We start from the raw sequence: 21092 nt of genomic DNA, 5'->3' as shown, positions 1-21092 counted from the left end.
CCTTGGTTGGAGTTGCGCCGCCATGCGCCGGCGGCGCAACCGGCGCTCACAGGCCGTTGGCGCGGAACTTCCCGTCGAGGAATCTCTTCGCGCGCGGCACGTCGTCTTCCGAGAGATGCTCGATGATGACCGGGATGTTTGGGTGCTTTTCCGCCAGCCGCTGCAGATAGAGATCGTAATTCAGCGATCCCAGCCCGGGCGCCGGCAGCTCGATCTCGCCGACGCCGCGGAAGGTGTGGCTCTCCATCGCATCCTCGTCGCCGATGTCGGCATGCTTTTCCGACTTGTCGCTGCCCGAACGCTTGACGTCCTTGGCATGCGCGATCTTGATCTTGTCGGTCAGCGTATCGAACACCTGGTTCAGGATCTGGTCCATCCTGTCGATGTTGTGGGTTTCGAAATAGTTGGTCGGATCCATCAGCAGGCCGAGGCCGGGATGGTCGACGTGGGCGAACATCTTCACCGTCTCCTCGACCGAGCCAACGACGTTGTTGACGTAGGTCTCGAGGAGGAAGACCGCGCCGTGGTCGTAAGCCGTCTGGGCAAGGTCGGCGATCACCTTGCGGCATTCCTCGAATCCTTCCTCGGTCTTGTTCTTCGGGTGATGCACCCAGTCGGATTCGGTGTTGTATGTGCCGGTCTCCGAGATCACGTAGGGCGAGCCGAAGGCGCGCGCATTGCGGATGATTTCCTTGAGATAGCCGACGCGCTTGTCGCGCTCGGATTTGTCGGGATGAANTGTGCCGGTCTCCGAGATCACGTAGGGCGAGCCGAAGGCGCGCGCATTGCGGATGATTTCCTTGAGATAGCCGACGCGCTTGTCGCGCTCGGATTTGTCGGGATGGATGATGTTGGTGTAGCCCGACACGCAGCAGATCGGCAGGTTGTTGTCGCGGAAGACGTCGCGCACCTGCTTGGCCTTTTCCTCAGTGATCTGCCCGGCCGACAGATCGATATCCCTAAAATGCAGGTCGAGCTGCACCGTGTTGAAACCGAGCCCGCGGATCTTCTTTGCCGTCTCTTCGAGGCCGTACGGGAAATAGCCCGTGAAAATACCTGCCTGCATCATGATGTGAATTCCTCCCTGTAAGCGATTCAGTTGGCTGATTTTATCGAGATTTCGGAAAGCTTGACGGTGCGGCCTTGCGCCATCGAGCGATAGCCGGCCTCGACCAGCGCCATTGTCTTGACGTTGTCGGCGACGGAGAGCGCCGGCGGCGCGCCTGTCTTCACCGCATGCTGCAATTGCTCCATCACGCCGATGAAGGCATGCGGGAACCACATCGTGTCCCAGCTCGGGCTGACCCATTCGCCGCCGGTCGTCTTGGTCGACGCATAGGTCAGCGTCGAGGCCACGCCTTTCGGCCAGCCGATCGTGCCTTTGGCGACACCCTTGGTGCCGTCGACGCGCCAGTTGATGTGCTGGTCGTCCTCATAGCCCTCCTGGCGCGGTCCGGACCAGACATCCTCCAGCGACACGGCGAGCACGCCGGAGGGAAAGCGCAGCGTCGAGACGGTGATGCCGTCGCTATGCTCGAATGTCGTGCGCGGGTCCTTGCGCGTCAGCGTGGTGATTTCCGAGGGATCGCCGAACAGAAAGCGCAGCACGTCGAGATGATGCACGCTCATATTGGCGAGCGTCAGCCGGTCGTAGTCCTGAAGGAAAGTCTGCCAGTGCGGGATGGCATGCATGTCGATCTGCGCGAAGACGATGTCGCCCAGCGCGCCGCTGTCGATGATCTGCTTCAGAACGCGCATCGACTGGTCGTAGCGCATGTTCTGGTTGACCGAGAGGATCTTGCCGGACTTTGATGCTTCGTCGCGCAGCTTCACGGCTTCATCGACCGACAGCGCCAGTGGCTTCTGCGCCAGGATCGCCTTGATGTGAGGCTGCTTCAGCGCATGGCGGATCAGCGCCGGCTGCTGGTCGGGCGGAAAGGCAAGGTCGACGATCTCGACCTCAGAATCCTCGATCAGCTGTTCCGGCGTGTCGTGCACGGTCGGGATGTCCCAACGCGTGGCGACCTTCTGCGCATTGGAACGGGTCCGCGAGGCGATCGCCATCACGTTGAACCCCGCTTCGCGATAGGCTGCCAGATGGCACTCGGCCATGATCATGCCGGCGCCGATGCAGCCGATCCGGTATTCGCTGGTGCGGACCTTCACGTCCGGCTCGAAGCCTTCGCTCGCCATGTCTTCCTCCCGCAATTCTGTTTTCGCAGCCGCGATCATCTCGCCAACGCGCCTCCGTCCTGCCCGAAATAATGCACCCGGGCCGGCTCGCAGGAAATCGCTACCACCGCATCCGGCCTGATGTCGGGCTGGCCGCGCAGCAGCGCCTTCAGCCGCGCCTCTCCGGCGGCGAGCGTTACCACCGTGTAGCCGCCAAGCGGCTCGACCTCGAACACGCGTGCCGGGCGGCCAACGCCCCCGTCGACCCAGGGCCGGACCTGGATGTCCTCCGGCCTCAGCCCGATTTCGATCGCGTCGGCCGGAGCAGCGCGATCGGCGATGCTGACCGTGCCTTCTGCGGCCTCGATGCCACCGTCGCCGCGAACGGATTTGAGGATGTTCATCATCGGCGAACCAAGCAGTCGCGCCACATAGGTGTTCGCCGGGCGGTCGTAGATCTCCGCCGGAGCGCCGATCTGCCGGATCCTGCCATTCTCCAGAATGGCGATGCGGTCGGCGATCGACATCGCCTCTTCCTGGTCATGGGTGACGTAGATCAGCGTCTTGCCGAGTTCGCGCTGGATGCGCTTGAGCTCGACGCGCGTTTCCTCGCGCAGCCGCGCATCGAGCGCAGAGATCGGGTCGTCCATCAGATAGGCGTTCGGGTCGCGCACCAGGGCGCGGGCTATGGCCACGCGTTGCCGCTCGCCACCGGAAAGCTGCGCCGGCGGCTTGTGAAGGATGTGGCCGATATGCAGCTTGGCGGCGACGTCGGCGACACGCTTTTCGATCTGGGCCTCGGCGACCTTGCGCTCGACCAGCGGGAAACGCACATTGTCGCGCGCGCTCATATGGGGGAACAGCGCCAGGTTCTGGAACACCATGGCGACATTGCGCTCGGCCGGCGAGACGGTGTTGACCGGTTTGCCGCCGATCAGGATCTCTCCGGCGTCAGGCGTCTCCAGCCCGAGCACGAGGCGCAGGATTGTCGATTTGCCCGCCAGCGGCGGCCCGAAGAAGCAGAAGAATTCGTTGTCATTGACGGTGAACGAGGCGTCGTCGACGGCGAGCGTCGTGCCGTAACGCTTGCTGACATTGCGAAAGACGATATCGGCCATGTCAACCTGCCTTCATCGCAATGCCGCTGCGGGCATCGAAGACACGCACGGACGATGCCACGGGGGCGACGACGGCAAGCTCGCCGATCGACAGTCCGACATTATTGTCGAACACCGCCTTCACGGCGGTCTCGCCATCGCCGAGATGGACGATGGTCCTCGCGCCGATCCGCTCGACGAAGCTCACCGGCATGGCGAGGCCCTGCCCGCTCTGCACCAGCGACACCTGTTCGGGCCGGAAGCCGTAAAGCACCTCAGAGCGCGATCCACGCAAGGTGGCGGCCAGCGCATCCGGCAGCGTCGGCGTGACCCCCAGCTGCCCGAGATCGACCACCAGGCCCCGGTCGCTCTCCGTCGGCCTTCCCTTCAGCAGGTTCATGCCCGGGGCGCCAATGAAGCGTGCGACGAAGACGTTGGCCGGATTGTTGTAGACTTCCAGAGGCGTTCCCACCTGCTGCAGCACGCCGTGATCCATGACGGCAATGCGGTCGGCCATGGTCATGGCCTCAAGCTGGTCATGGGTGACGTAGACCATCGTCTGCCTGAACTGGCGCTGCAGCTGCTTGAGCTCGGTCCGCATTACCGCCCGGAAGGCGGCGTCGACATTGGACAGCGGCTCGTCGAGCAGGAAGATGGCCGGCTCCATGATCGCCGAGCGTCCGATTGCCACCCGCTGCAGGATGTTGACCGAGAGCCGGTCGGCCTTGCGGTCGAGCAGCGGCGTCAACTGCAGCAGCTCGGCGGTGGCGCCGACGCGGCGGTCGATCTCGGCTTTCGCCGCACCACGCATCCGCGGCCCGTAGCCAAGGTTCTGGCGCACCGTCATGTGGGTGAAGATGGCATAGTTCTGGAAAACGAAGCCGACGCCGCGCCGGCCCATCGGCACGCCGGCCATGTCGCGCTCGCCGAACAGGATCTTGCCGCTGGTCGGCTCCTCCATGCCGGCTATCATGTTCATCGTTGTCGACTTGCCGCAGCCCGAAGGCCCGAGCAGCGCCACGAACTCGCCATCGGCGATGTCGAGGTCCATGGTCTTCAGCGCCGTGAACTCGCCAAAGGTCTTGACCAGGTTGCGCAGCTGGATCGCGCTCATGCCGGCACCAGCCTTGCGCGCGCCATGCGCTTCATGGCCAATATCGCAACGATCGAAAGCACGACCAGGATGGCCAGCGCGATCGCCGCCACATAGCCCCAGATCAGGTCCTGCGTCGTGACCTTGTAGATGTAGACGGAGATCGTCTCCGTGGCGACGCCGGGGCCGCCGCCGGTCATGATGTAGAGCGTGTCGAAGATCTTGAAGTTCTCGATGACACGGATCGCCAGCGCGATGATGATGATCGTCTTCATCTTCGGCAGCACGATGGTGACGAAGCGCTGCCACGCATTGGCGCCGAGCAGGGTCGCCGCCTTGATCTGGTCCTGCGGCACGCCGACCAGGCCGGCAAGCAGGATCAGGAACATCAGCGGCGTCCATTGCCAGATGTCGGCGATGATCACCGCGATCAGCGCCAGCGTCGGGTCCGACAGCCAGGCGATGGTGACGCGTGACCCGCTGAGTGCCGACAGGATGTCGTTCAGCGGTCCGCCCGACTGGAACAGCATGAAGAACATGTAGCCGGCCACCGCCGGAACCACCATCATCGGCATCAGCAGGATCGAATAGAAGATCCGCTTGCCCGGAAAATCGTCCGCGAACAGCGTCGCCAATGCCAGGCCAAGCAGGAATTCGACAGGCACGCACAAGACCATGACGATGGCCGTGCGCCTCAGCGCGCTCCAGAAGCGCGCATCGGCGGCAAGGTCGGTGTAGTTGGCGAAGCTGTTCCACATCTCCCATGCGTTCCACCAGCCCAGNCGCATCGGCGGCAAGGTCGGTGTAGTTGGCGAAGCTGTTCCACATCTCCCATGCGTTCCACCAGCCCAGGCCGGATAGCGGCGACCAGTCGGTGACGCTGATGTAGAGCTGCATCAGCAGCGGGAAGACGGAGATGAAGAGCACCAGGATCTGCGCCGGCAGCGTCAGCCGGAATCCCAGCCGCGCTCCCTCGTCCCGCAGCGCGGGCTTGCCAAGCGCGGCCTTTGCGTCCTTTGAGACAGTCACGGTCACCGCGCTCATTGCTTGAGCGCGCCGAAGGTCAGTCCGCGCACCAGATGGCGCTGGATAGCGATGCCCATGATGACCGGCGGCACCGCGGCGACAAGACCGAGCGCGGCCTTGGCGCCATAGAGCTGCCCGGTCATCGAGGAGGACAGCGAGGCCATGTAGACGGGGATCGTCACCCATTCACGCGTCGTCAGCAGCAGCGCGATCAGATAGTCCGACCAGTTGAGGATGAAGACGAAGAGGGCGGCGCTGGCCAGCGGTGCGCGCATCATCGGCAGCGTGATGCGCGTGAAGACGCGCAGCCGCGAACAACCTTCGACAAGCGCCGCTTCCTCGATCTCGCGCGGCATGTCGTCGAAGAAGGTCTTCATGAGCCAGAAAGCGAACGGCAGGGTGACGATGCCGTAGATCAGGGCCAGGCCAAACCAGCTGTCGGTGAAGTTCAGGAAGGCCCACATGATCATGACCGGGATCATCACCGCCATTGGCGGAAACAGCCTGAGCTGGATCAGCGCCAGCGGCAGGTTCTGGCCCGAGCCGAAACGCGACAGCCCGTAGGCCGCAGCCGTGCCCGCCGACATTGCGATCGCCGTGCCGAACACCGAAGACAGCAGCGACGACAGGATCGGCTTCAGCGCGGTGCGGTCGAGCGCCACGATCAGATTGTTGTTGGACTCGCCGAAGACGAACTGGAAATTGCCCAGCGTCGGGTTCTTCGGCCACCATGTCAGGTCCGCGCCGGTCGCCGACCATTCGGCGATCGGCTTGAAGGCCATCGACACCATCCAAAGGATCGGCACCAGCGTCACCGCCATCGCCGCGAAGATCGCGGCGTAGCGGAATATCTCGAAGGGGACGGAACGCTTCATCTGGCTGCTTTGCTGGTGGCGTTGACTGCGGCGGGGAGGAACAGATGCTCCTCCCCTCCAGCGCTGATCCAGGGAGACGGATCAGCTTATTGGATCGAGAACAGTCGGCCAGGCCTCCTTGTTGGTCCTTATGGCTTCAAGCAATTTGTCCTCGCCGATGCGGCGGGCGATCTTCTTCCACTCCGCTTCCGTGTCGGCCATCGCCTGTTCCGCCGTCTTGGCCTTGGTCAGCGACGCCATCAGGTTTTCGTCCAATGCGTTGTGGAAGGCGGTGGCGCCGGGATAGTTGATCGTCGGCACCGTGCGGGCGACGGTCTCGCGCACCACGTCGATGTGGTAGGCGTGGTAGGTCTGGCGCACCAGCGGATCGGAGAAATCCGAGAGCCGAAACGGATCGAGATAGCCGCCCGGATTGGCGCTCATCCAGGCATATATGCGGGCGGAGCCCAGCCACTGCAGCAAAAGGTAGGCGACCTCCTGGTTTTTCGACTGAGACGAGACCATGCCGGTCAGCGAGAACCACAGCACGGAACGGCTGATCAGCTTGCCGCCGACTTCGCGGCCGGGCGGCAGCATCGAGCCGATCTTGCCGGTGACGGCTGAATCCTTGTTGCCGGCATTGTCGAGGAATTTCGGCAGGTTCGAGAAGGCGCAGGTCATCGCCGCGCCGCCCTTGGCGAAATTTCCATACTGCTCCGGCCAGCCCCAGGAGATCGCGTCCGGCGAGTGATGAACGAGCGAGCCGACATATTCGTTGGTGGCGGCAATGCCGTGCTCGGAATTGATCAGCGGCTTGCCGTCGTCGCCGAACAGGAACTGGTTGGGCGATGCCATCGAGACATAGCGCTGATACCAGTTGGTGTAGCCCCAGCCCTGGTTGCGCAGGTCGGTGGAGCCGAACAGGCCCTTGTCGGGGCGCTGGAAGAAGCCCGCGATGTCACTGTGCTGCTTCCAGGTCTTCGGCGGCGCCAGATCGTAGCCGAATTTGTCCTTGAACGCCTTCTGCTCGGCGGCGTCGCCGAACAGGTCGGTGCGGTAGACCCAGGTCTGGAAGTCGCCGTCCAGCGACACGCCATAGTTGGACCCGCGATATTTGTTGAGCAGCGACACGCCCTTGGCGCCGTCGACATAGCCGGTCTTGGGATCGTCCCATTCGGGCTTGTACTGGGCGACGAAGTCGTCGAGCTTGGCGATGCCGCCGGTCTCGGCAAGGTCGCCGAGGCGGTTCCATTCCGTCGAGTAGATGTCATAGGCCCCACCCTTGGTGGAGATGTCCTGCATCGTCTTCGTGAATTCCTGGCCGTTCGGCAGGCCGACGATCTCGATCTGGATGCCGGTTTCCTTTTCCCACAGCTCCTTGATCGACGGCGCACCCGCCGGGAAAGGCTGTGTGAGTTGACCAATCGAGCCATCCGACAGGCCAAGCACGATCTTGGCCGGCGCCTTGCCTGCTCCCTTCAAGGCCTTGGCCGCCTCAACGGCACGGCCTTCCGGCGTGTCGGCGCCATATTGATAGCGCTCGGCGCCCTCGAAACCGGTGGGGCCGCCTACCATGCCTGGCGCCAGCGCGTCGGCCGCAACGGCACGGCCGGGACGGATGAATTGCGGTGCGATACCGGCCGCAGCCACGAACGCCGCCGCCTTTCCTCCGGACGCCAACAAGCCGCGTCGCGATATGCGGATCAAATCAGACATTGGAATTCCTCCCTCAGGCCCGATGTTTCCTCCACGAGCCCATTGAGGGATATTGACGGCAGCACCGGAAGGCTGTCAACATCATAAATACTCAAAATACATCGTAACACCGCAACTGCGGAGAAAATACGTCATGCAAAGGTCGACACACCGGCTCAATGCCTCGATTTGATGGGAAATCTGCCTTTCTGGCACGCGACTATCACGCCGGGCGACGCGATTTAGCCCAACTTCCTTGCGCATCGGCTTAGGCTGGATACATCATTTCCCATCAGAATCGCTGATGGCTGGCAGCTGTGGCCGTCGGACGGGCTAGCGGCATTGTGCGATCTTATACATTGAGGAGATGAAGACGGTGCGTTCCACCTTGACTGACATAGCCCGGGAAGCCGGCGTTTCCGCCGCCACCGTCGACCGCGTGCTGAACAACAGGCCCGGTGTGCGGGCGCGCACGCGTGAGATAGTGCTCGAAATGGCGCAGCGCCTCGGCTACATCGCGGAGGGCCCGAACGGAGCGCCGCCCAGGCCCTCACCTGGAGAGGTCATCCGTCTCGACTTCGCTCTGCCGGCCGGCACCAATTCCTTCATCAAGATGCTGCATCGACACATCGAGGCGCAGGCCCTAGCGCGCCCCGATCTCGACGTCCACATCGCCACCATAGAGGGCTTCAACCCCGACCGGCTCGCCCGCCTGCTGCAAGAATTGCGTGGACAGACACAAGGCGTCGGCGTGATCGCGCTCGATCATCCAACGGTGCGCGAGGCGATCCGCTCGCTGTCGGCCAATGACGTCAAGGTGGTGACCATCGCCTCCGACATCCTGCATGTTCCGAGAGTGGCCTATATCGGCATCGACAACCGCGCCGCGGGGCGGCTGGCCGGCTATCTGCTCAACCGCTTCATGGGATCGGAACGCCCAAGCAAGGTGGCGCTGTTCGCCGGCTCGCTGTCCTATCGCGGCCATGAGGAACGCGAGATGGGATTCCGGCACATCTTGACCGAGGAGTCGCCCAATCTCAAGATCGTCGAGATGCGCGAAATGCTGGATGACCGAGAGAAGGCTTATTCAGAAGCATCAGCGCTTCTGGACCGGCACCCCGATCTTGCCGCGATCTACAATGTCGGCGCCGGCAACACCGGCATCGCTCGGGCGCTCAAGGAGCGTGGACGCGCCAAAGACATTCTCTTTCTCGGCCACGAGGTGACAGACGGCACCAAGGAACTTTTGTTGGATGGGACGCTCGATGCGGTCATAGATCAAAATCCGCGCGTCGAGGCGCGGGAAGCGCTCAACATTTTAAGCCACTCTGTCAGGCACCTGAACTATGAACCGCATCAACCACGACTTCAGGTGATCTTCAAAGAGAATATACCTGAAATCTGATCAATGGATCCGTGATCTTATCGCAAAGCACAGCGTTGGCGTCGCCACCGTCCCAAATACGAACGAGAGCCCGAATGATCTCGTCAAAGCCGCCGATCTGGCACTATTCCGTGCGAAGTCGGAGGGCCGAGATCGGGTCGTGGTTGATGGTGCATGAGAAGGCCGTCGCCCGTTGCAACTCGGTCAGCCTTTCCGAACCTAAAAAGACCAAGTCCACTCATAGCACCGAAGTCGCGAACGATTGGGGCGAAGAGGGTTCTGGATGTCGGCACGAAGCCGACGAATGGCATACGCCCGACCGTCCGCGACGATCACCTGAGGCATCGTCCCGGCCCCAGGCGCACGAGCAGATATGTCGCAGGCAACCTCGTGTGTTATACACGCACGCTGACTTTTTGGGTCGGACACGAGATCGATGGACCAGGAAACGCTTCTTGCCGCAGTCCTCTTAGCTGTGATGTCGTGGGCAGCACGCCACTCTATGAGCGGATCGGAGACGATGCCGCTCTACAGCAGGTCTCGGATTGCCTGGACACGATGCGCGAGATCGTCGCCAAGCACGGTGGTGATTTCATTTACTCGAAGGGCGATGACATACTCAGCCTCTTCGAGAGCCCGGAAATGGCGCTGAGGGCCGTCTGCCAAATCAGCCACCAACTGACTAAAGGTCCGTTAAGCGCCCGTATCGGATTGCATTTCGGGGCGGTCATTCGCGCGCGGGGCGCGATATTCGGTGACGTTGTCAATGTCACCGCAAGGTTGTCCACCACGGCGAACCCCGGAGAGGTGCTGATCAGCCAGAGCTTCTGCGAAGCCCTTTCCCCGAGAAGCCGCAAGGGCCTGCGGCTCCTCGACAAAATGGCCTTGAAGGGGAAGCAAGAGTTCTTCGATGTCTATACGCTGTGGAGCGACGATGGGGCCCCCGGTACGCAGATCACCAGCCATGGCGCCACTACAGATAGACGCTCGGTCCTGCCGCGGCAGATTCATCTGGTCATCCGCTACAGAGATCAGCTGCGATCCTGTCGAAACGGCGAATCCGTGACAATCGGCAGATCGGCGGAATGCGATATCATCGTCGAGCGGCCCTGGGTATCGAGGCGCCACGCCGCCTTCACCATATTGAATGGCAGAGCTCGGCTTCTCGAACGAAGCTCTTCGGGCACATTTGTGTCCATGGGACTCGGCCACGAAGTATTCGTACGCCGTGAAGATATTATTGTCTTCGGCTCCGGCGTCATCTCGCCTGGAGTGAAGTCGGCCCTCGACGAAGCCCAGCTTCTTCACTACGAAATTGTCTCGGATTGACCCGGCCCGGATACTAGCTCGACCGGTTTCGAGCTGGTTCGCTGGCGCCTCAATGTCGCGCCGTACTCTTTGACAGCCATTGGAATCGACCGTTCACAAATGTGCCAAGGCCAATCCAGGAACGTCTGCTCTCGAAGTTGAACTGCGAAGAGCTGACTTCCGTTTCCCTCGCTGAGTTCGACGGAGCCGCGGCCGGTGCATCTCCCTCGCGGGATGCGGAGTTCTACCTGCTCCGAGGCCACATTCTGCAGGTGGATGGTTTCGGCAGCAAGCTGGCCCGCTCGATCGATGACGCGCTAGGTCTTGCCGCGAAAAGGCCGGTGCGTGGGAATTGTGCTGGACTGTCGTCAGACAATGAGCTGGCGACGGGAGCGGCCGGCTGAAGCGGGATGCCCGGACCAATTCCCTGCCCTGTGTCGCCTTGATATCCCCAGGCGCTGGAAGGTCAGCACCGGCTGTTGCAGCCCGGGGTCGATGAACGCTTCATCAGACCACTTGCGCCGCAATAGCTCCTCGACCACCTGCGAAGGCTCGCGATTGGGCTACCGTCACGAAATTGGCGCAGAAGCGCAGACCACTGACATATCGCGACGTCGAGATGGAGCTCGATACGACCGTGTTTGCAGCACCCGGGGGGAGATTCCTCTTGGGCCGATCGAGTTCAAGTTGGTGCGCCACATGCTCGAGAATCCTGAAAGGTGATCAGCCGTGATGAATTCATCGCAGCTGGCTGGTCGCAGAAAGCCAGTGTGAGCGCCCAGGTGGTCGACGTTCACATGAGCCAGTCGCGAAAGTTGTTGAAGCAGTCGTCGCGCAGAGTTGCCATTCGCGCCGACCGGCTTGCCGGCTATTCTCGAAGACACTGCGGGCTGACGATCTCGGCGATTGGGTTCAGAAAGGTCGCTGCGTGACGCCGCAAGGGGACCAACGCGATGGGAAAGGTCTTGGCAGCTAGGGGACTTAACGCCACCGACATTGCAGCCGTGGCGCTGCTCTAATCGAGAGAAAGTCTGGGCGTATAGAACAAGCGACATGAGCGTGTCGGATTGTTTGCATTCAAACGACCTTTGCGACGTTATCCGTGCCTTCGCCTTGCTGGTGCCGGAGGAAATCATGACGTCGCCCGACAATTCAGTCGAACTCGTTCGCGACAAGAAGTGGACGGTCCGCATCACCGCCTACGGCAGCACCCTGACGTTTCCGTTCGAAGCAGAAAGCTATGCACGTTCTTATGCCGATGGTCAGGCATTCCGTCTCGGCGTTCAGGTGGCGGAACTGAAGCGATGCGGCTGACACTTTGTCGACGCGTTGGCGGATAGCCTGCATCGCGATCGGAACGAATAGGTCGCTGATTGCAGCCTCGCGATTTTTCCATCAAATCCCGCCTGCAATCTTTACAGCAACTCGGCAAATCCCTCGCCGACTAGTGTTGTCATATGAGCTGGAGCTTTCCTCGCCGCCGGTGGTAGGCGGGATACGCTGCCGGGAGAGCCCTCTTTTCGCATAGACGAGAACCTTGTGCTTTTCCATCTCAAGGCTGATTGGCGGCTGGATGCGCGCGCCGTCTTTCATGTTCTGCCATCAGCCCGCGCGGAGCGTGGAATCAACGGCGGGGAAGCGGATGATGTTTCCTGTTTGCGCTCGCGTAGCGCAAGAAACGCTGCGAAGAGCATGATAGCCATGCCCATGATGTCGATCAGGCTAACCTCCTCGCCGTAGGTGATGATGCCAAGCACGACGGCAATGACGGGTGAGACGAAGGCAAATGCTCCGGCGCGCGAGGCGCCGATTTCGTGCAGGAGCCGGATAAATAGAGTGTAGCCTATGAACGAACCGAACAGCACGAGGAACAGCCACCCGACCCAGGCCGGCCAGCCCCAATCGCCTTTTAGAGCCGCGGCCGCGCCTGGCTCCACAACGAGTGAGATGAGAATTAGGAATGCGCCCCCCAAAAGGGTGGTGAAGCCGGCGATGAAGTCCGATGAATATACCTCAAGAAGCGGCCGCGCGAGCACCGAACCCCATGCATAGATTACAGCTGCCGACGCCACCGCTGTCATCGCCAGCAGCCGGAGCCCCCTGCCCTGCTGGTCTGCGTGTGTCCAACTAGCATAGGCCTCGGGCCCGAACAGGATGCACAGACCGGCCGCACCGAGCAAAATGGCAAAAAGCCTGCGGCCGTCATAGCGTTCGTCCCCCAGAAGCAACGCAAACCCAAGCAGCGTGACGGGGGTCAGCGAAAGCTCAAGAACAGCCGCGGTGCCCGTATCGATGTAGAGCATGCCCCAAAAGAGTGGGCCATAGCAAAGCGGAATCATGAACAACGTAACAACGAAAAGGCGCGGCCAACTCCTTTTCGCCACCCTTGGTAGAGCAGCGCCCCTTAGGCGCGTCGCACTGAGGATCAGCAAGCCGGCTACTGTAAAACGCGTGCCTGCGAACATCAGAGGCGGCACGGTGGCGATCCCTGCCTTGATACCGATCCACGTGGTGCCCCAGATCACACACAAAACCAGAAATGTCGCTGTGTTGCGGTTCATCGGAAGCAGCCTTCGCTGGGCGTTGTTGGTTTGTAACGGCCAAAAGACATTTATTTCGTTACAACGGCCTCTTGCCAATACGGTTCCGCCAACCGATGTTTCCGGGATGGATTTTGCGAAGACTATCGTCGACATGCGCATGGTTGGCGGTCACGCCTGCCTGGACTTCGTCAACACGGTCGACGCGCGACGCGATGTATGGGGGCCAGACCTCTTGCAGACCTATGCCGACCTGGTCGTCTGGGCTGGACGTGCCGATTTGATCGACGTCGATGAGGCGCGAGCACTGCTCGTGGAGGCTTCCGCCCGCCCGCTCCTTGCGGAGGCGGCATTGGAAAAGGCCAAGATTTTGCGCGAGGCCGTTCACGCGGCTCTCCAGGCCGAGGCGGCAGGCGCCCGGGTGCCGGACGATGCCTTGCAAATCGTGCGCGATGCAGTCGCCCTAGCCCTGCCGAAGCGCTCGCTTTTCCCGTCCGGCGACCGCCTCGCTTGGCAGTGGACCGACGCAGCCAGTCTGAACACGATCGGCCACCGCGTGGCCTTTGAGACAGCCGAGTTTTTGGTGTCCAGGAATGACCGCCGCCGCGTGCGCGAGTGCACCGGGCCGAACTGCGGTTGGCTTTTCATCGACACCTCGCGTGGCGGCCGCAGGCGGTGGTGCTCGGATGAGAGCTGCGGCACACGCAGCCGGGTAAGGCGCTTCAGGGCAAAAGCCGCAGGGAACATGGCTCCCAACAGAAAGAATTAGTATCTGACGCCAGGCTTGGATGAGGAACGCAGCATAGTTGGCTTCACGCTATCCCTGTCGGTGTTTGTCCAACGAAGCTGGTCTCGCGAGCGACTGTGGCCAAGACGGTGGAGAACACGGCCGGCGCGGCAAGCCATCATCGCGTTCCAGAGCGGGTTGCTTCGGGGCCGCCTACCTCGCCACGCTTCGATCGGTCGATCTGCTCAAACTTGACGGGAACTCCGCTAGCCTGACGGCGTTTTTCTCAGTCCGAAACAAACAAGGATAGGTGCCATGGACTGGAACCGTATCGAAGGCAATTGGAAGCAGGTAAAGGGCAAGGTCAAGGAACAGTGGGGCAAACTCACAGACGATGATCTGGACCGTATTGCCGGTAACCGCGATCAGTTGGAAGGCAAGATTCAGGAGCGCTACGGCATTGAGAAGGACCGCGCTCAGCGCGACATCGATGACTGGTATGGCCGGCAAGGCTGGTAGGTCGCCGGTTCCAAACTGAACTTGAAAAAGGAGTCCGAGAGTACGGCGCCCTTTTTTGCCGCGTTTCCTGTCACCTTTTCGTGAGTCTCACGACAAGAGCGCTCACCGAGAGACGTGGAACCGCCAAAGGTGCCCGTCGTTATCTGGTTCTCGAAATTACATTGGGGGATTAGTTGGACAGAGACGACGCCTCAGCGATCGCAACTGGAGTTAGCGGGCTCGACTACATTCTTCGTGGCGGCTACGCCAGGAACCGCTCCCATCTCATCGAAGGGAAACCAGGTTCTGGAAAAACCACTCTTGGCCTCCAGTTTTTGATCGAGGGCGCCAAAAAAGGCGAGACATGCCTTTACATCACTTTGTCAGAAAGCAAGCGCGAACTGCTCTCGGTTGCTGGCCGTCACGGCTGGGACCTGAAGGGGGTGCAAATTCTTGAACTTGTGCCGCCGGAGCTCAGTTTCGATCCGGCGCAGCTACAGACATTGATCCATTCCTCGGAATTGGAACTCGGCGAAACCGTACAGTCTGCCATGGCCGAGATCGGACGTGTCAGACCCGATCGCGTGGTGTTCGATTCGCTCTCTGAAATTCGACTTTTATCGCAAGGGTCATTGCGGTATCGGCGCCAGGTGTTGGCATTGAAGAGCTTCTTCATGCTCAACAATGTGACGGTGCTTATGCTCGACGACCTGACGGCTGAGCAGGATGACCTCAATTTGCATTCGATCAGTCACGGCGTCATACGGATGGAGCAGCTGTCGCCCGTCTATGGTGGAGAGCGCCGGCGGCTACGCGTGATCAAAATGCGCGGCGTGCAGATCCGGGGCGGCTTTCACGATTTCGTAATTCGCCCAGGCGGCGTTATCGCCTATCCGCGGCTCGTTGCAGCCGAGCATGAGGTGGCCGAGCATGATACGCCGGCCATGAGCAACAACCGGATCGACACCCTGCTTGGCGGCGGGCTGGCCCGTGGTACCAGCACGATGCTGATGGGGCCGTCTGGCGTTGGCAAGTCTACCATTGCCTGCACCTATTGCTATGCCGCACTCGAGCGTGGCGAGCGTGTGCTGGTGCTGTTGTTTGACGAGACAAAGCGCATCTTCTTGGCGCGCGCCGCCGGGCTCGGCATGCACCTGGAGCCGTTTGTCGAGGACGGCACGCTGATGCTTGAATCTGTCAATCCGGCTGAGCTTTCACCAGGCGAATTATCTTCGCGCATCCAAGCGGCCGTCGAAGAATCCAATGTGCGGATCGTCGTGATCGACAGCCTAACCGGCTATCTCAATGCCATGTCCGAAGAACAGCATCTGGTGCTTCAGATGCACGAGATCCTCACCTATCTCAATCAGAAGGCAGTGGCGACCATCCTGCTGTTGGCCAATCACGGGCTGTTTGGGCAAACGGCAGCGCCGGTCGACATGACCTATCTCTGCGATTCCATCATGCTTCTGCGCTTCTTCGAGAACGCAGGTCAGTTGAGACGCGCGATTTCGGTTGTCAAGAAACGTGTCGGCCCCCACGAAGAGACGATTCGTGAGTTTAAAATCGGCGGTAACGGCGTGGCCGTAGGTGAGCCACCGGAACAATTCCGCGGCATCCTGATGGGATCTCCGGAATTTGAAGGCAAGCCGACAGACCTTCTGAGGGATAAGGCGCTGTGATGTCGTCCAGCCCCGCCGTTCTCGTGCTGGCGCCGCTTGGCCGTGACGCGAGGATCGCGGCCTCCATCCTGGCTACAAACCAGATTGCCTCGCGTGTGTGCGGCAGCTTGGAAGAGGCAGTGCCGCTTCTCGACGAGGCTCAGTGCCTTGTCGTGGCCGAGGAGGCCCTGCTCAGTTCCGATCGAACGCAGTTTGCGGCCTGGCTTGAAGCCCAACCCGCATGGTCGGATTTTCCGATCGTGCTTCTGACGATGCGGGGGAACGAAGTCGACACGCGGATGGCATTTCTGGACCGCTATCTGATCGTGCTTGAACGGCCATTTCTGGCTTCGAGCCTCGCCAACTCGGTGCGCTCCGCCTTGCGTGCCCGCGCCCGCCAGCGTGAGGTCCAGTCCTACATCGAACAGAAGCGGGAGGTCGCCGATCGGCAGAAATTGCTCATCCGCGAGCTGCATCACCGCGTCAAGAACACGCTGGCCAACGTTCGCGCCATGATGGGCGCGACGGCCAAGTCGAGCGGCAACGTCGATGATTTCGTACGCGATTTTTCAGCCAGGCTCGTTTCCCTGGCCGAGACCCATTCGATGCTTACCGACGATTATTGGCAGACTGCCTCCCTGCACAAGCTGCTTGAAAGCGAGCTTGACCACTATGAGACGCGCGACAGGCCGCGTATCGTTCTGGAAGGCCCGAACGTAGCGCTAGTCGCCGACATTGCGATCCCCGTTGGGATGGCTTTCCACGAACTGGCCTCCAATTCGTCGAAGTTTGGCGCGCTTTCGCAAACGGGAGGCCGCCTTGATGTCCGCTGGTCGTTAGGCGGGTCCGGCGACACACAGATCGTCAATCTTGACTGGCGGGAACGAGATGGGCCGAAAGTCGAGCAGCCCAGTCGCCGGGGGTTTGGCACGACACTTCTGGAAAAAGTCGTGACCGTGCAATGCAACGCCAAGATCGAATTGAACTACCATCGTGACGGCTTGCAGTTCACCATGGCCTTGCCGTTGCGAAACACGCGCCTTGTGCCGGCCTACTGAGCGGCAACGGAGAGGCAGGCTGGGCGCCGCGATCGGCATTAACTGAGCGTCACTCGGCAGGCTGGTCTAGCGCTCTGGCCGAGCCATCAGTTCCGAAAAGACCGCCTCTCGATCTCCCATATGCCTCTGCAACATTGCGAGAGCTCCGGCGTGGTCTATGCGGCCGACCTTGGTGATGAAGTCGAACACGTGCCGCGGCACTGTGACCCGGGTCATGCGTCCTAGACGAAACTTTGGGCTTTCCCGGAGCGCAGCTTTGTCGCCTTCGTGGTCACCCCCCGCCATTTTGCTCACGATCCTCGTTGATAGCCCGGATGCGCATCTGAACCATCTGCGACCCGTCGGGGTTCCGACTGGCGTCGTAAAAAAACAAGAGGCCCGCAGGCAGGCTCGATCGACGGTCAGCTATCCCGAACAGCAAACGAAATCACCCTCGCCTTTGGCCAACCAACTTTCGCCAGATCACCTTCGCAATGCCTGCGGCCCCAGTACGGTCAGACAGCCCGCGCATCTGGCGGCCGAAGTGAGGCGCCGGGAACATACAACGTCGGTCGTTGTTTCTCTGATCAGGAGGAAAGATAATGGCAGACGATAAGAGCAAGCGTGATTTTCGAGATCGCAATCGTGTATCAGTCGATGAAGATTATGAGGTTCGCTATTTCGCCAAACAGCATCGTATCACGCCAGAACAGGTCCGCGAGCTAATCAGAGAACACGGCAACGACCGGAAGAGGCTCGAACGCGAGGCAAGAAAACGGGCTGATATCGGCTGATGGTCGCGACGCATCACGCGGCTTTTCGACGAGCGGGTCTGAAAGGCTGCGCGAGCGTGAAAACGTCTGGCCGGATGCCCGCCTCGACTTGCTTCCATGTGACCGGGTGGGCAATTGGGAAGCCGGGCCGCGCTCGCGGGGAAAAAGCGCCTATTGCGGTATTGCCCCGTCCGTTGCGGAGATAGTCGAGAAAGATCCGGCCTCCTCGGGCTGCGGGGTCAGCTGACAACAGGTATCGGTCAGGATCGGTATCAACCAGACGGTGGGCGAGCGACTTGGCCAGTTTCCGGGCGCTGTCATGGTTCATCGTCGCAACGAGCGGGGCCATCAAGTGGATGCCTTTGCCGCCAGTGACCTTTGGCCAGCTCTCCAAGCCTGCCGCTTCCAAGATGCCCCGTAGCGCCAGCGTGGCCTCGATCACAGCGTCCCATGGCACGCCTTCTCCGGGATCGAGGTCGAGGACGAGCCGGTCCGCATGTTCGATGTCTTCAATCGTCGCGTTCCAAGGATGAAGCTCAACGGCATCCATCTCGACCAAGCCAAGCAGACCATCCATGTCATCTATCCATACCCGAATGCCTTCGCCGCCTTCGCGCTTTTGAACGCGGAGCTGGTGCACGGACGCCGGTATCCGAGGTAGCGGTCCCTTGTGATAGAAGGTTGCGCCAGAGGCGTGGCGGACCAGCTTCAGCGGTCGCCGAACGAGATGAACTAGAACTTGATCAGCGACCCGCCGCCAATAGTCTGCCAGCTCTTCCTTGGAAGGTGCAACCGCATCGGGTAGCAGCTGGAGAATGTTCTCGCGCGGGACGCCGTGTTGTCCTTCCGACCTCCGCTTGGAGGGCGATGGAGGCTTGGGCGGGATTGCCTTAAGATCCTCGCGTAGTCCCTTGAAGACCGCCTCCCGCAAGATGCCGCGGTCAGACACGCCACTGAATTGTACCTCGGCAAGAACGTCTGGTTTGACCCATGTCGCCTTGGGCTTCTTGATCGGCTCCGACAGCGGTGACTTGGCGACAACAAGCGGATTAAGCCGCTCCCTAACGCGCCGGGCTGCGTCCAGCGTATAGCCGGTCTGGGCCTTCCCGGCATAAAGCAGCCGGTCGCCCTCTCGCCTGCCGATGTACAACGATGCGATGCGGCGCGGCTGCGCGCCAAGTTTCTCGACGAAAGCCACGATTGGAAAAGTGTCGCTCTTGACACATTTGACCTTGACCCAACTGGTCTGGACGCCCGAGCGGTAGTGAGCATCCGCTCGCTTCGATACGATTCCCTCTATGCCCATCCGGCAGGCATGGTCGAACATATCCTTGCCGTTCACCTCCAGATGCTCGGCATAAGTCAGGGTTGGCTCGGTTTCGGTCAGCAGCTTCTTCAGCGCAGCCTTGCGCTTCACTAACGGTTGTTCCCGTAGATCACGGCCATCGAGGTACAGGAGGTCGAAGGCGTAGAGAGTCATCCGCAGCGAACTTGGGTTGCCCAGCTCACGTTCCAGGGCTTGATAGTCCGGCAGGCCGGTGTCGCCCAGGACGACAGCTTCACCATCGATGATAGCGGATTTGACCGGCAAGCTTGCCGCGGCCTGAACAATCCTCTTGTAACGGTGGGACCAATCGTAGCCGCGACGCGTGAATGCTCGCGCCTTTCCGCCTTCAACGACCAGCTGCGTCCTGTAGCCGTCATATTTGATCTCGTGAAGCCAATCTCCGCCTTCGGGAGCTTTCTCGACCAGTGTGGGCGATTGGAACTCGATGAACGAAAGCCGGTCAATGGCACTGGTCATATGCTCGCGACTCCAGGAATCGCGACTCAAGCCCCAGCGCCCCTGTCGGTTCCGAGCCTTTTAGAAGAATTGCATCGCGACGATTGGTTATCCGCCTCACTTGTTGATGTGGCGGCGCAGCAGAGTGATGTTGCGATTGTTCGCCTTAAAATAGACGTCGAAGATCGAGCCGAGAATTGGGACACTTCCTACGAGCGTATCCAGCAGCACGTTGCCTAGCATGCGGGCGACCAACCCATTTCCGGCACCGACGTTTCGAGCTCGCAAGACGATGTAGGCCGAGACAATGCCCGTCGCCGCATCTCCGAGTACGGGGACCAGACCTACGAGCGCATCCAGTCCAAAACGAATTGATGTGCCTGGAATGCGCCAGCGGGAATCGAGTAGCGCGGCCAATAGATCCAACTCGGCAAGTACGTTTGCTGTATCACCACCGTGACCGCCCTGCCCGATCATGCCAACTCGCGCGCCAGTACGATTTAGTATCTCTCCCTGATGGATAGCCGTCACCTTAGATATCGCTTTGACCGCCTGAATTCGCTTGCGTCCTGTGCGATGGCACGTCGTCGAGCAAGGTCGTCTCACCGGAGCTTTTCGGCGCCTCAACGGGCAATTCACCAGTAGGCGTCATTTTGCTGACGGCCTCAGGCAAATCTCGCGTGATCCGGCTTATGAGCTCCTCGCGCGAAAGGCCGGTCTGCATCGAGAGGGAAGTCAGGGTGTCTTCGTCTATGGCTGCTTCCACCTCGCTTGGCTGGATCGGCTCGTTCGGCCCGGTGCCTACCCACGAATCGACCTTCGATCCGGCGCCTGCCCCTCTGAACCGGTCGAGAATATCGCCAAGCGCGGTCCCCGAAACGCCTTTTGAAAGCTGATCCAGAATCCCGCCTTGCGGATCATTTGGGTTGCGATCACCCGCTCCACGGATCATGTCGCCGATCTTGTCGCGATTTTGGTATGCCAAGACGCCGAGCATCGCGATCGCCAATTTTCCCAGGTTAGCCATTGGTACCTCCACTGTTCAATGGACAAGGGCTCAACATCACAAAAGTTCCGACTGGCGACGATCTAATTGAATAAGGGCTGGCGTATCGACACAGACATGAGCGGTGCTGCCTAACCGGCTTGTTTCCGTTTGCGGTGCGGCTTCGGCCTCGCAGACGTTGATCGTGCAAAGCTCGTTGCCTGCCTGATCGCGCATGCGCACTAACCATCCGGTCATATCGTCATCGCCCAGATCAGCCAACAGGCCGATTCCGCAACGGATCGCTTCGGCGCGAGCGTCCTCAAAACTTGGCGTCTCGGCAGGCGGAACCTAGCGAGCCTGGTCGCCGTCGCGATAGTACAACGTATAAGCGAGATGGATTCCACGCGCTGCCTTAGAGTATGGAACTACCACCCTCATCTTTGACGGGGGTTTGGC

21 protein-coding genes and 1 pseudogene are annotated in these 21092 nt (G+C 60.7%); 10 read left to right on the top strand and 12 right to left on the bottom strand.

Annotated features, from left to right (window positions below):
* Positions 1-46: 46 nt before the first annotated feature.
* The 7 genes and pseudogenes from X733_RS144850 to X733_RS144875 all read right to left on the bottom strand — a co-directional run bounded on the left by X733_RS144850 (position 47) and on the right by X733_RS144875 (position 7958).
* The gene (locus tag X733_RS144850; RefSeq protein WP_023819387.1) at positions 47-1069 is read right to left on the bottom strand and encodes a sugar phosphate isomerase/epimerase; all 1023 of its coding nucleotides are present in this window, start codon (positions 1067-1069) and stop codon (positions 47-49) included.
* 26 nt (positions 1070-1095) lie between these two features.
* Positions 1096-2193, bottom strand: coding sequence for a Gfo/Idh/MocA family oxidoreductase (locus X733_RS144855; protein WP_023819386.1), 1098 nt, complete (start codon positions 2191-2193; stop codon positions 1096-1098).
* Positions 2194-2228: 35 nt separating this feature from the next.
* Positions 2229-3290, bottom strand: coding sequence for an ABC transporter ATP-binding protein (locus X733_RS144860; RefSeq protein WP_023819385.1), 1062 nt, complete (start codon positions 3288-3290; stop codon positions 2229-2231).
* Between the two features lies 1 nt (position 3291).
* A complete protein-coding gene (locus X733_RS144865) occupies positions 3292-4383 on the bottom strand; it encodes an ABC transporter ATP-binding protein (protein WP_023819384.1) in 1092 nt (363 codons plus the stop codon).
* A pseudogene (locus X733_RS01000000166435) lies at positions 4380-5406 on the bottom strand (sugar ABC transporter permease). The gene X733_RS144865 and the pseudogene X733_RS01000000166435 overlap by 4 nt, the downstream one beginning before the upstream one ends.
* Positions 5403-6263 carry a carbohydrate ABC transporter permease gene (locus X733_RS144870; RefSeq protein ID WP_023819383.1) on the bottom strand — a complete coding sequence of 287 codons (861 nt, stop codon included), beginning with the start codon at positions 6261-6263 and terminating at the stop codon, positions 5403-5405. The pseudogene X733_RS01000000166435 and the gene X733_RS144870 overlap by 4 nt, the downstream one beginning before the upstream one ends.
* Positions 6264-6344: 81 nt before the next feature.
* The gene (locus X733_RS144875) at positions 6345-7958 is read right to left on the bottom strand and encodes an extracellular solute-binding protein (protein ID WP_023819382.1); all 1614 of its coding nucleotides are present in this window, start codon (positions 7956-7958) and stop codon (positions 6345-6347) included.
* 355 nt (positions 7959-8313) lie between these two features.
* Here X733_RS144875 and X733_RS144880 point away from each other — a divergent pair, with 355 nt between their 5' ends.
* The 5 genes from X733_RS144880 to X733_RS144895 all read left to right on the top strand — a co-directional run bounded on the left by X733_RS144880 (position 8314) and on the right by X733_RS144895 (position 11943).
* Positions 8314-9342 carry a LacI family DNA-binding transcriptional regulator gene (locus tag X733_RS144880; protein WP_023669472.1) on the top strand — a complete coding sequence of 343 codons (1029 nt, stop codon included), beginning with the start codon at positions 8314-8316 and terminating at the stop codon, positions 9340-9342.
* Positions 9326-9499, top strand: coding sequence for a diguanylate cyclase (locus tag X733_RS1000000168435; protein WP_081740715.1), 174 nt, complete (start codon positions 9326-9328; stop codon positions 9497-9499). The genes X733_RS144880 and X733_RS1000000168435 overlap by 17 nt, the downstream gene beginning before the upstream one ends.
* Positions 9496-10650: an adenylate/guanylate cyclase domain-containing protein gene (locus tag X733_RS144885; RefSeq protein WP_081740707.1), complete on the top strand. Its 1155-nt coding sequence runs from the start codon at positions 9496-9498 to the stop codon at positions 10648-10650. The genes X733_RS1000000168435 and X733_RS144885 overlap by 4 nt, the downstream gene beginning before the upstream one ends.
* Positions 10651-11348: 698 nt before the next feature.
* Positions 11349-11561, top strand: a complete 213-nt coding sequence (locus tag X733_RS1000000168430; RefSeq protein ID WP_050588486.1) for a helix-turn-helix domain-containing protein — start codon at positions 11349-11351, stop codon at positions 11559-11561.
* Positions 11562-11682: 121 nt separating this feature from the next.
* Positions 11683-11943, top strand: coding sequence for a hypothetical protein (locus X733_RS144895; protein ID WP_245260004.1), 261 nt, complete (start codon positions 11683-11685; stop codon positions 11941-11943).
* A gap of 275 nt (positions 11944-12218) precedes the next feature.
* Here X733_RS144895 and X733_RS144900 read toward each other — a convergent pair whose 3' ends face one another.
* Positions 12219-13190, bottom strand: coding sequence for an EamA family transporter (locus X733_RS144900; RefSeq protein ID WP_023819380.1), 972 nt, complete (start codon positions 13188-13190; stop codon positions 12219-12221).
* Between X733_RS144900 and X733_RS1000000170930 the strand changes: the two genes are divergently transcribed.
* The 5 genes from X733_RS1000000170930 (at position 13177) to X733_RS1000000168425 (ending at position 17886) form a co-directional block, all read left to right on the top strand.
* Positions 13177-13938, top strand: coding sequence for a CGNR zinc finger domain-containing protein (locus X733_RS1000000170930; protein ID WP_155924246.1), 762 nt, complete (start codon positions 13177-13179; stop codon positions 13936-13938). The two genes, X733_RS144900 and X733_RS1000000170930, sit on opposite strands and share 14 nt — an antisense overlap.
* A gap of 273 nt (positions 13939-14211) precedes the next feature.
* Positions 14212-14415 (top strand): CsbD family protein, encoded by a 204-nt coding sequence (locus X733_RS144910; protein ID WP_023819378.1) that lies wholly within the window; start codon positions 14212-14214, stop codon positions 14413-14415.
* A gap of 173 nt (positions 14416-14588) precedes the next feature.
* Positions 14589-16076, top strand: coding sequence for an ATPase domain-containing protein (locus X733_RS144915; RefSeq protein WP_023819377.1), 1488 nt, complete (start codon positions 14589-14591; stop codon positions 16074-16076).
* A complete protein-coding gene (locus X733_RS144920; protein WP_023819376.1) occupies positions 16073-17113 on the top strand; it encodes a sensor histidine kinase in 1041 nt (346 codons plus the stop codon). Before X733_RS144915 ends, X733_RS144920 begins: the two co-directional genes overlap by 4 nt.
* Before the next feature lie 581 nt (positions 17114-17694).
* Entirely contained in the window at positions 17695-17886 is a 192-nt protein-coding gene (locus tag X733_RS1000000168425) for a DUF3606 domain-containing protein (protein ID WP_023715431.1), read from the top strand.
* Between the two features lie 13 nt (positions 17887-17899).
* Here the strand turns inward: X733_RS1000000168425 and ligD are convergent, their stop codons facing one another.
* The 4 genes from ligD to X733_RS1000000169705 form a co-directional block, all read right to left on the bottom strand.
* Positions 17900-19669: a DNA ligase D gene (ligD, locus tag X733_RS144930; RefSeq protein ID WP_023715430.1), complete on the bottom strand. Its 1770-nt coding sequence runs from the start codon at positions 19667-19669 to the stop codon at positions 17900-17902.
* Between the two features lie 96 nt (positions 19670-19765).
* Positions 19766-20125: a DUF4112 domain-containing protein gene (locus tag X733_RS0135250; RefSeq protein WP_032911339.1), complete on the bottom strand. Its 360-nt coding sequence runs from the start codon at positions 20123-20125 to the stop codon at positions 19766-19768.
* 55 nt (positions 20126-20180) lie between these two features.
* Positions 20181-20675 (bottom strand): YidB family protein, encoded by a 495-nt coding sequence (locus X733_RS144935; RefSeq protein WP_023682271.1) that lies wholly within the window; start codon positions 20673-20675, stop codon positions 20181-20183.
* A gap of 36 nt (positions 20676-20711) precedes the next feature.
* A complete protein-coding gene (locus tag X733_RS1000000169705; RefSeq protein WP_155924245.1) occupies positions 20712-20915 on the bottom strand; it encodes a hypothetical protein in 204 nt (67 codons plus the stop codon).
* Positions 20916-21092 lie beyond the last annotated feature (177 nt).

The sequence above is a fragment of the Mesorhizobium sp. L2C066B000 genome (assembly GCF_000502335.1).
Taxonomy (GTDB): domain Bacteria; phylum Pseudomonadota; class Alphaproteobacteria; order Rhizobiales; family Rhizobiaceae; genus Mesorhizobium.
The sequence above is the reverse complement of the archived record's forward strand: the minus strand, read 5'-3'. Positions and strand labels throughout refer to the sequence as shown.

What these genes read in the sequence shown, in the direction of transcription:
- X733_RS144910 (WP_023819378.1), top strand. Translation starts at nt 14,212, where the DNA reads ATGGACTGGAACCGTATCGAAGGCAATTGGAAGCAGGTAAAGGGCAAG.
- X733_RS144885 (WP_081740707.1), top strand. Translation starts at nt 9,496, where the DNA reads ATGAGAAGGCCGTCGCCCGTTGCAACTCGGTCAGCCTTTCCGAACCTA.
- X733_RS144860 (WP_023819385.1), bottom strand. Translation starts at nt 3,290, where the DNA reads ATGGCCGATATCGTCTTTCGCAATGTCAGCAAGCGTTACGGCACGACG.
- X733_RS1000000168425 (WP_023715431.1), top strand. Translation starts at nt 17,695, where the DNA reads ATGGCAGACGATAAGAGCAAGCGTGATTTTCGAGATCGCAATCGTGTA.
- X733_RS0135250 (WP_032911339.1), bottom strand. Translation starts at nt 20,125, where the DNA reads ATGATCGGGCAGGGCGGTCACGGTGGTGATACAGCAAACGTACTTGCC.
- X733_RS144870 (WP_023819383.1), bottom strand. Translation starts at nt 6,263, where the DNA reads ATGAAGCGTTCCGTCCCCTTCGAGATATTCCGCTACGCCGCGATCTTC.
- ligD (WP_023715430.1), bottom strand. Translation starts at nt 19,669, where the DNA reads ATGACCAGTGCCATTGACCGGCTTTCGTTCATCGAGTTCCAATCGCCC.
- X733_RS144935 (WP_023682271.1), bottom strand. Translation starts at nt 20,675, where the DNA reads ATGGCTAACCTGGGAAAATTGGCGATCGCGATGCTCGGCGTCTTGGCA.
- X733_RS144900 (WP_023819380.1), bottom strand. Translation starts at nt 13,190, where the DNA reads ATGAACCGCAACACAGCGACATTTCTGGTTTTGTGTGTGATCTGGGGC.
- X733_RS144865 (WP_023819384.1), bottom strand. Translation starts at nt 4,383, where the DNA reads ATGAGCGCGATCCAGCTGCGCAACCTGGTCAAGACCTTTGGCGAGTTC.
- X733_RS144875 (WP_023819382.1), bottom strand. Translation starts at nt 7,958, where the DNA reads ATGTCTGATTTGATCCGCATATCGCGACGCGGCTTGTTGGCGTCCGGA.
- X733_RS144895 (WP_245260004.1), top strand. Translation starts at nt 11,683, where the DNA reads ATGAGCGTGTCGGATTGTTTGCATTCAAACGACCTTTGCGACGTTATC.
- X733_RS144855 (WP_023819386.1), bottom strand. Translation starts at nt 2,193, where the DNA reads ATGGCGAGCGAAGGCTTCGAGCCGGACGTGAAGGTCCGCACCAGCGAA.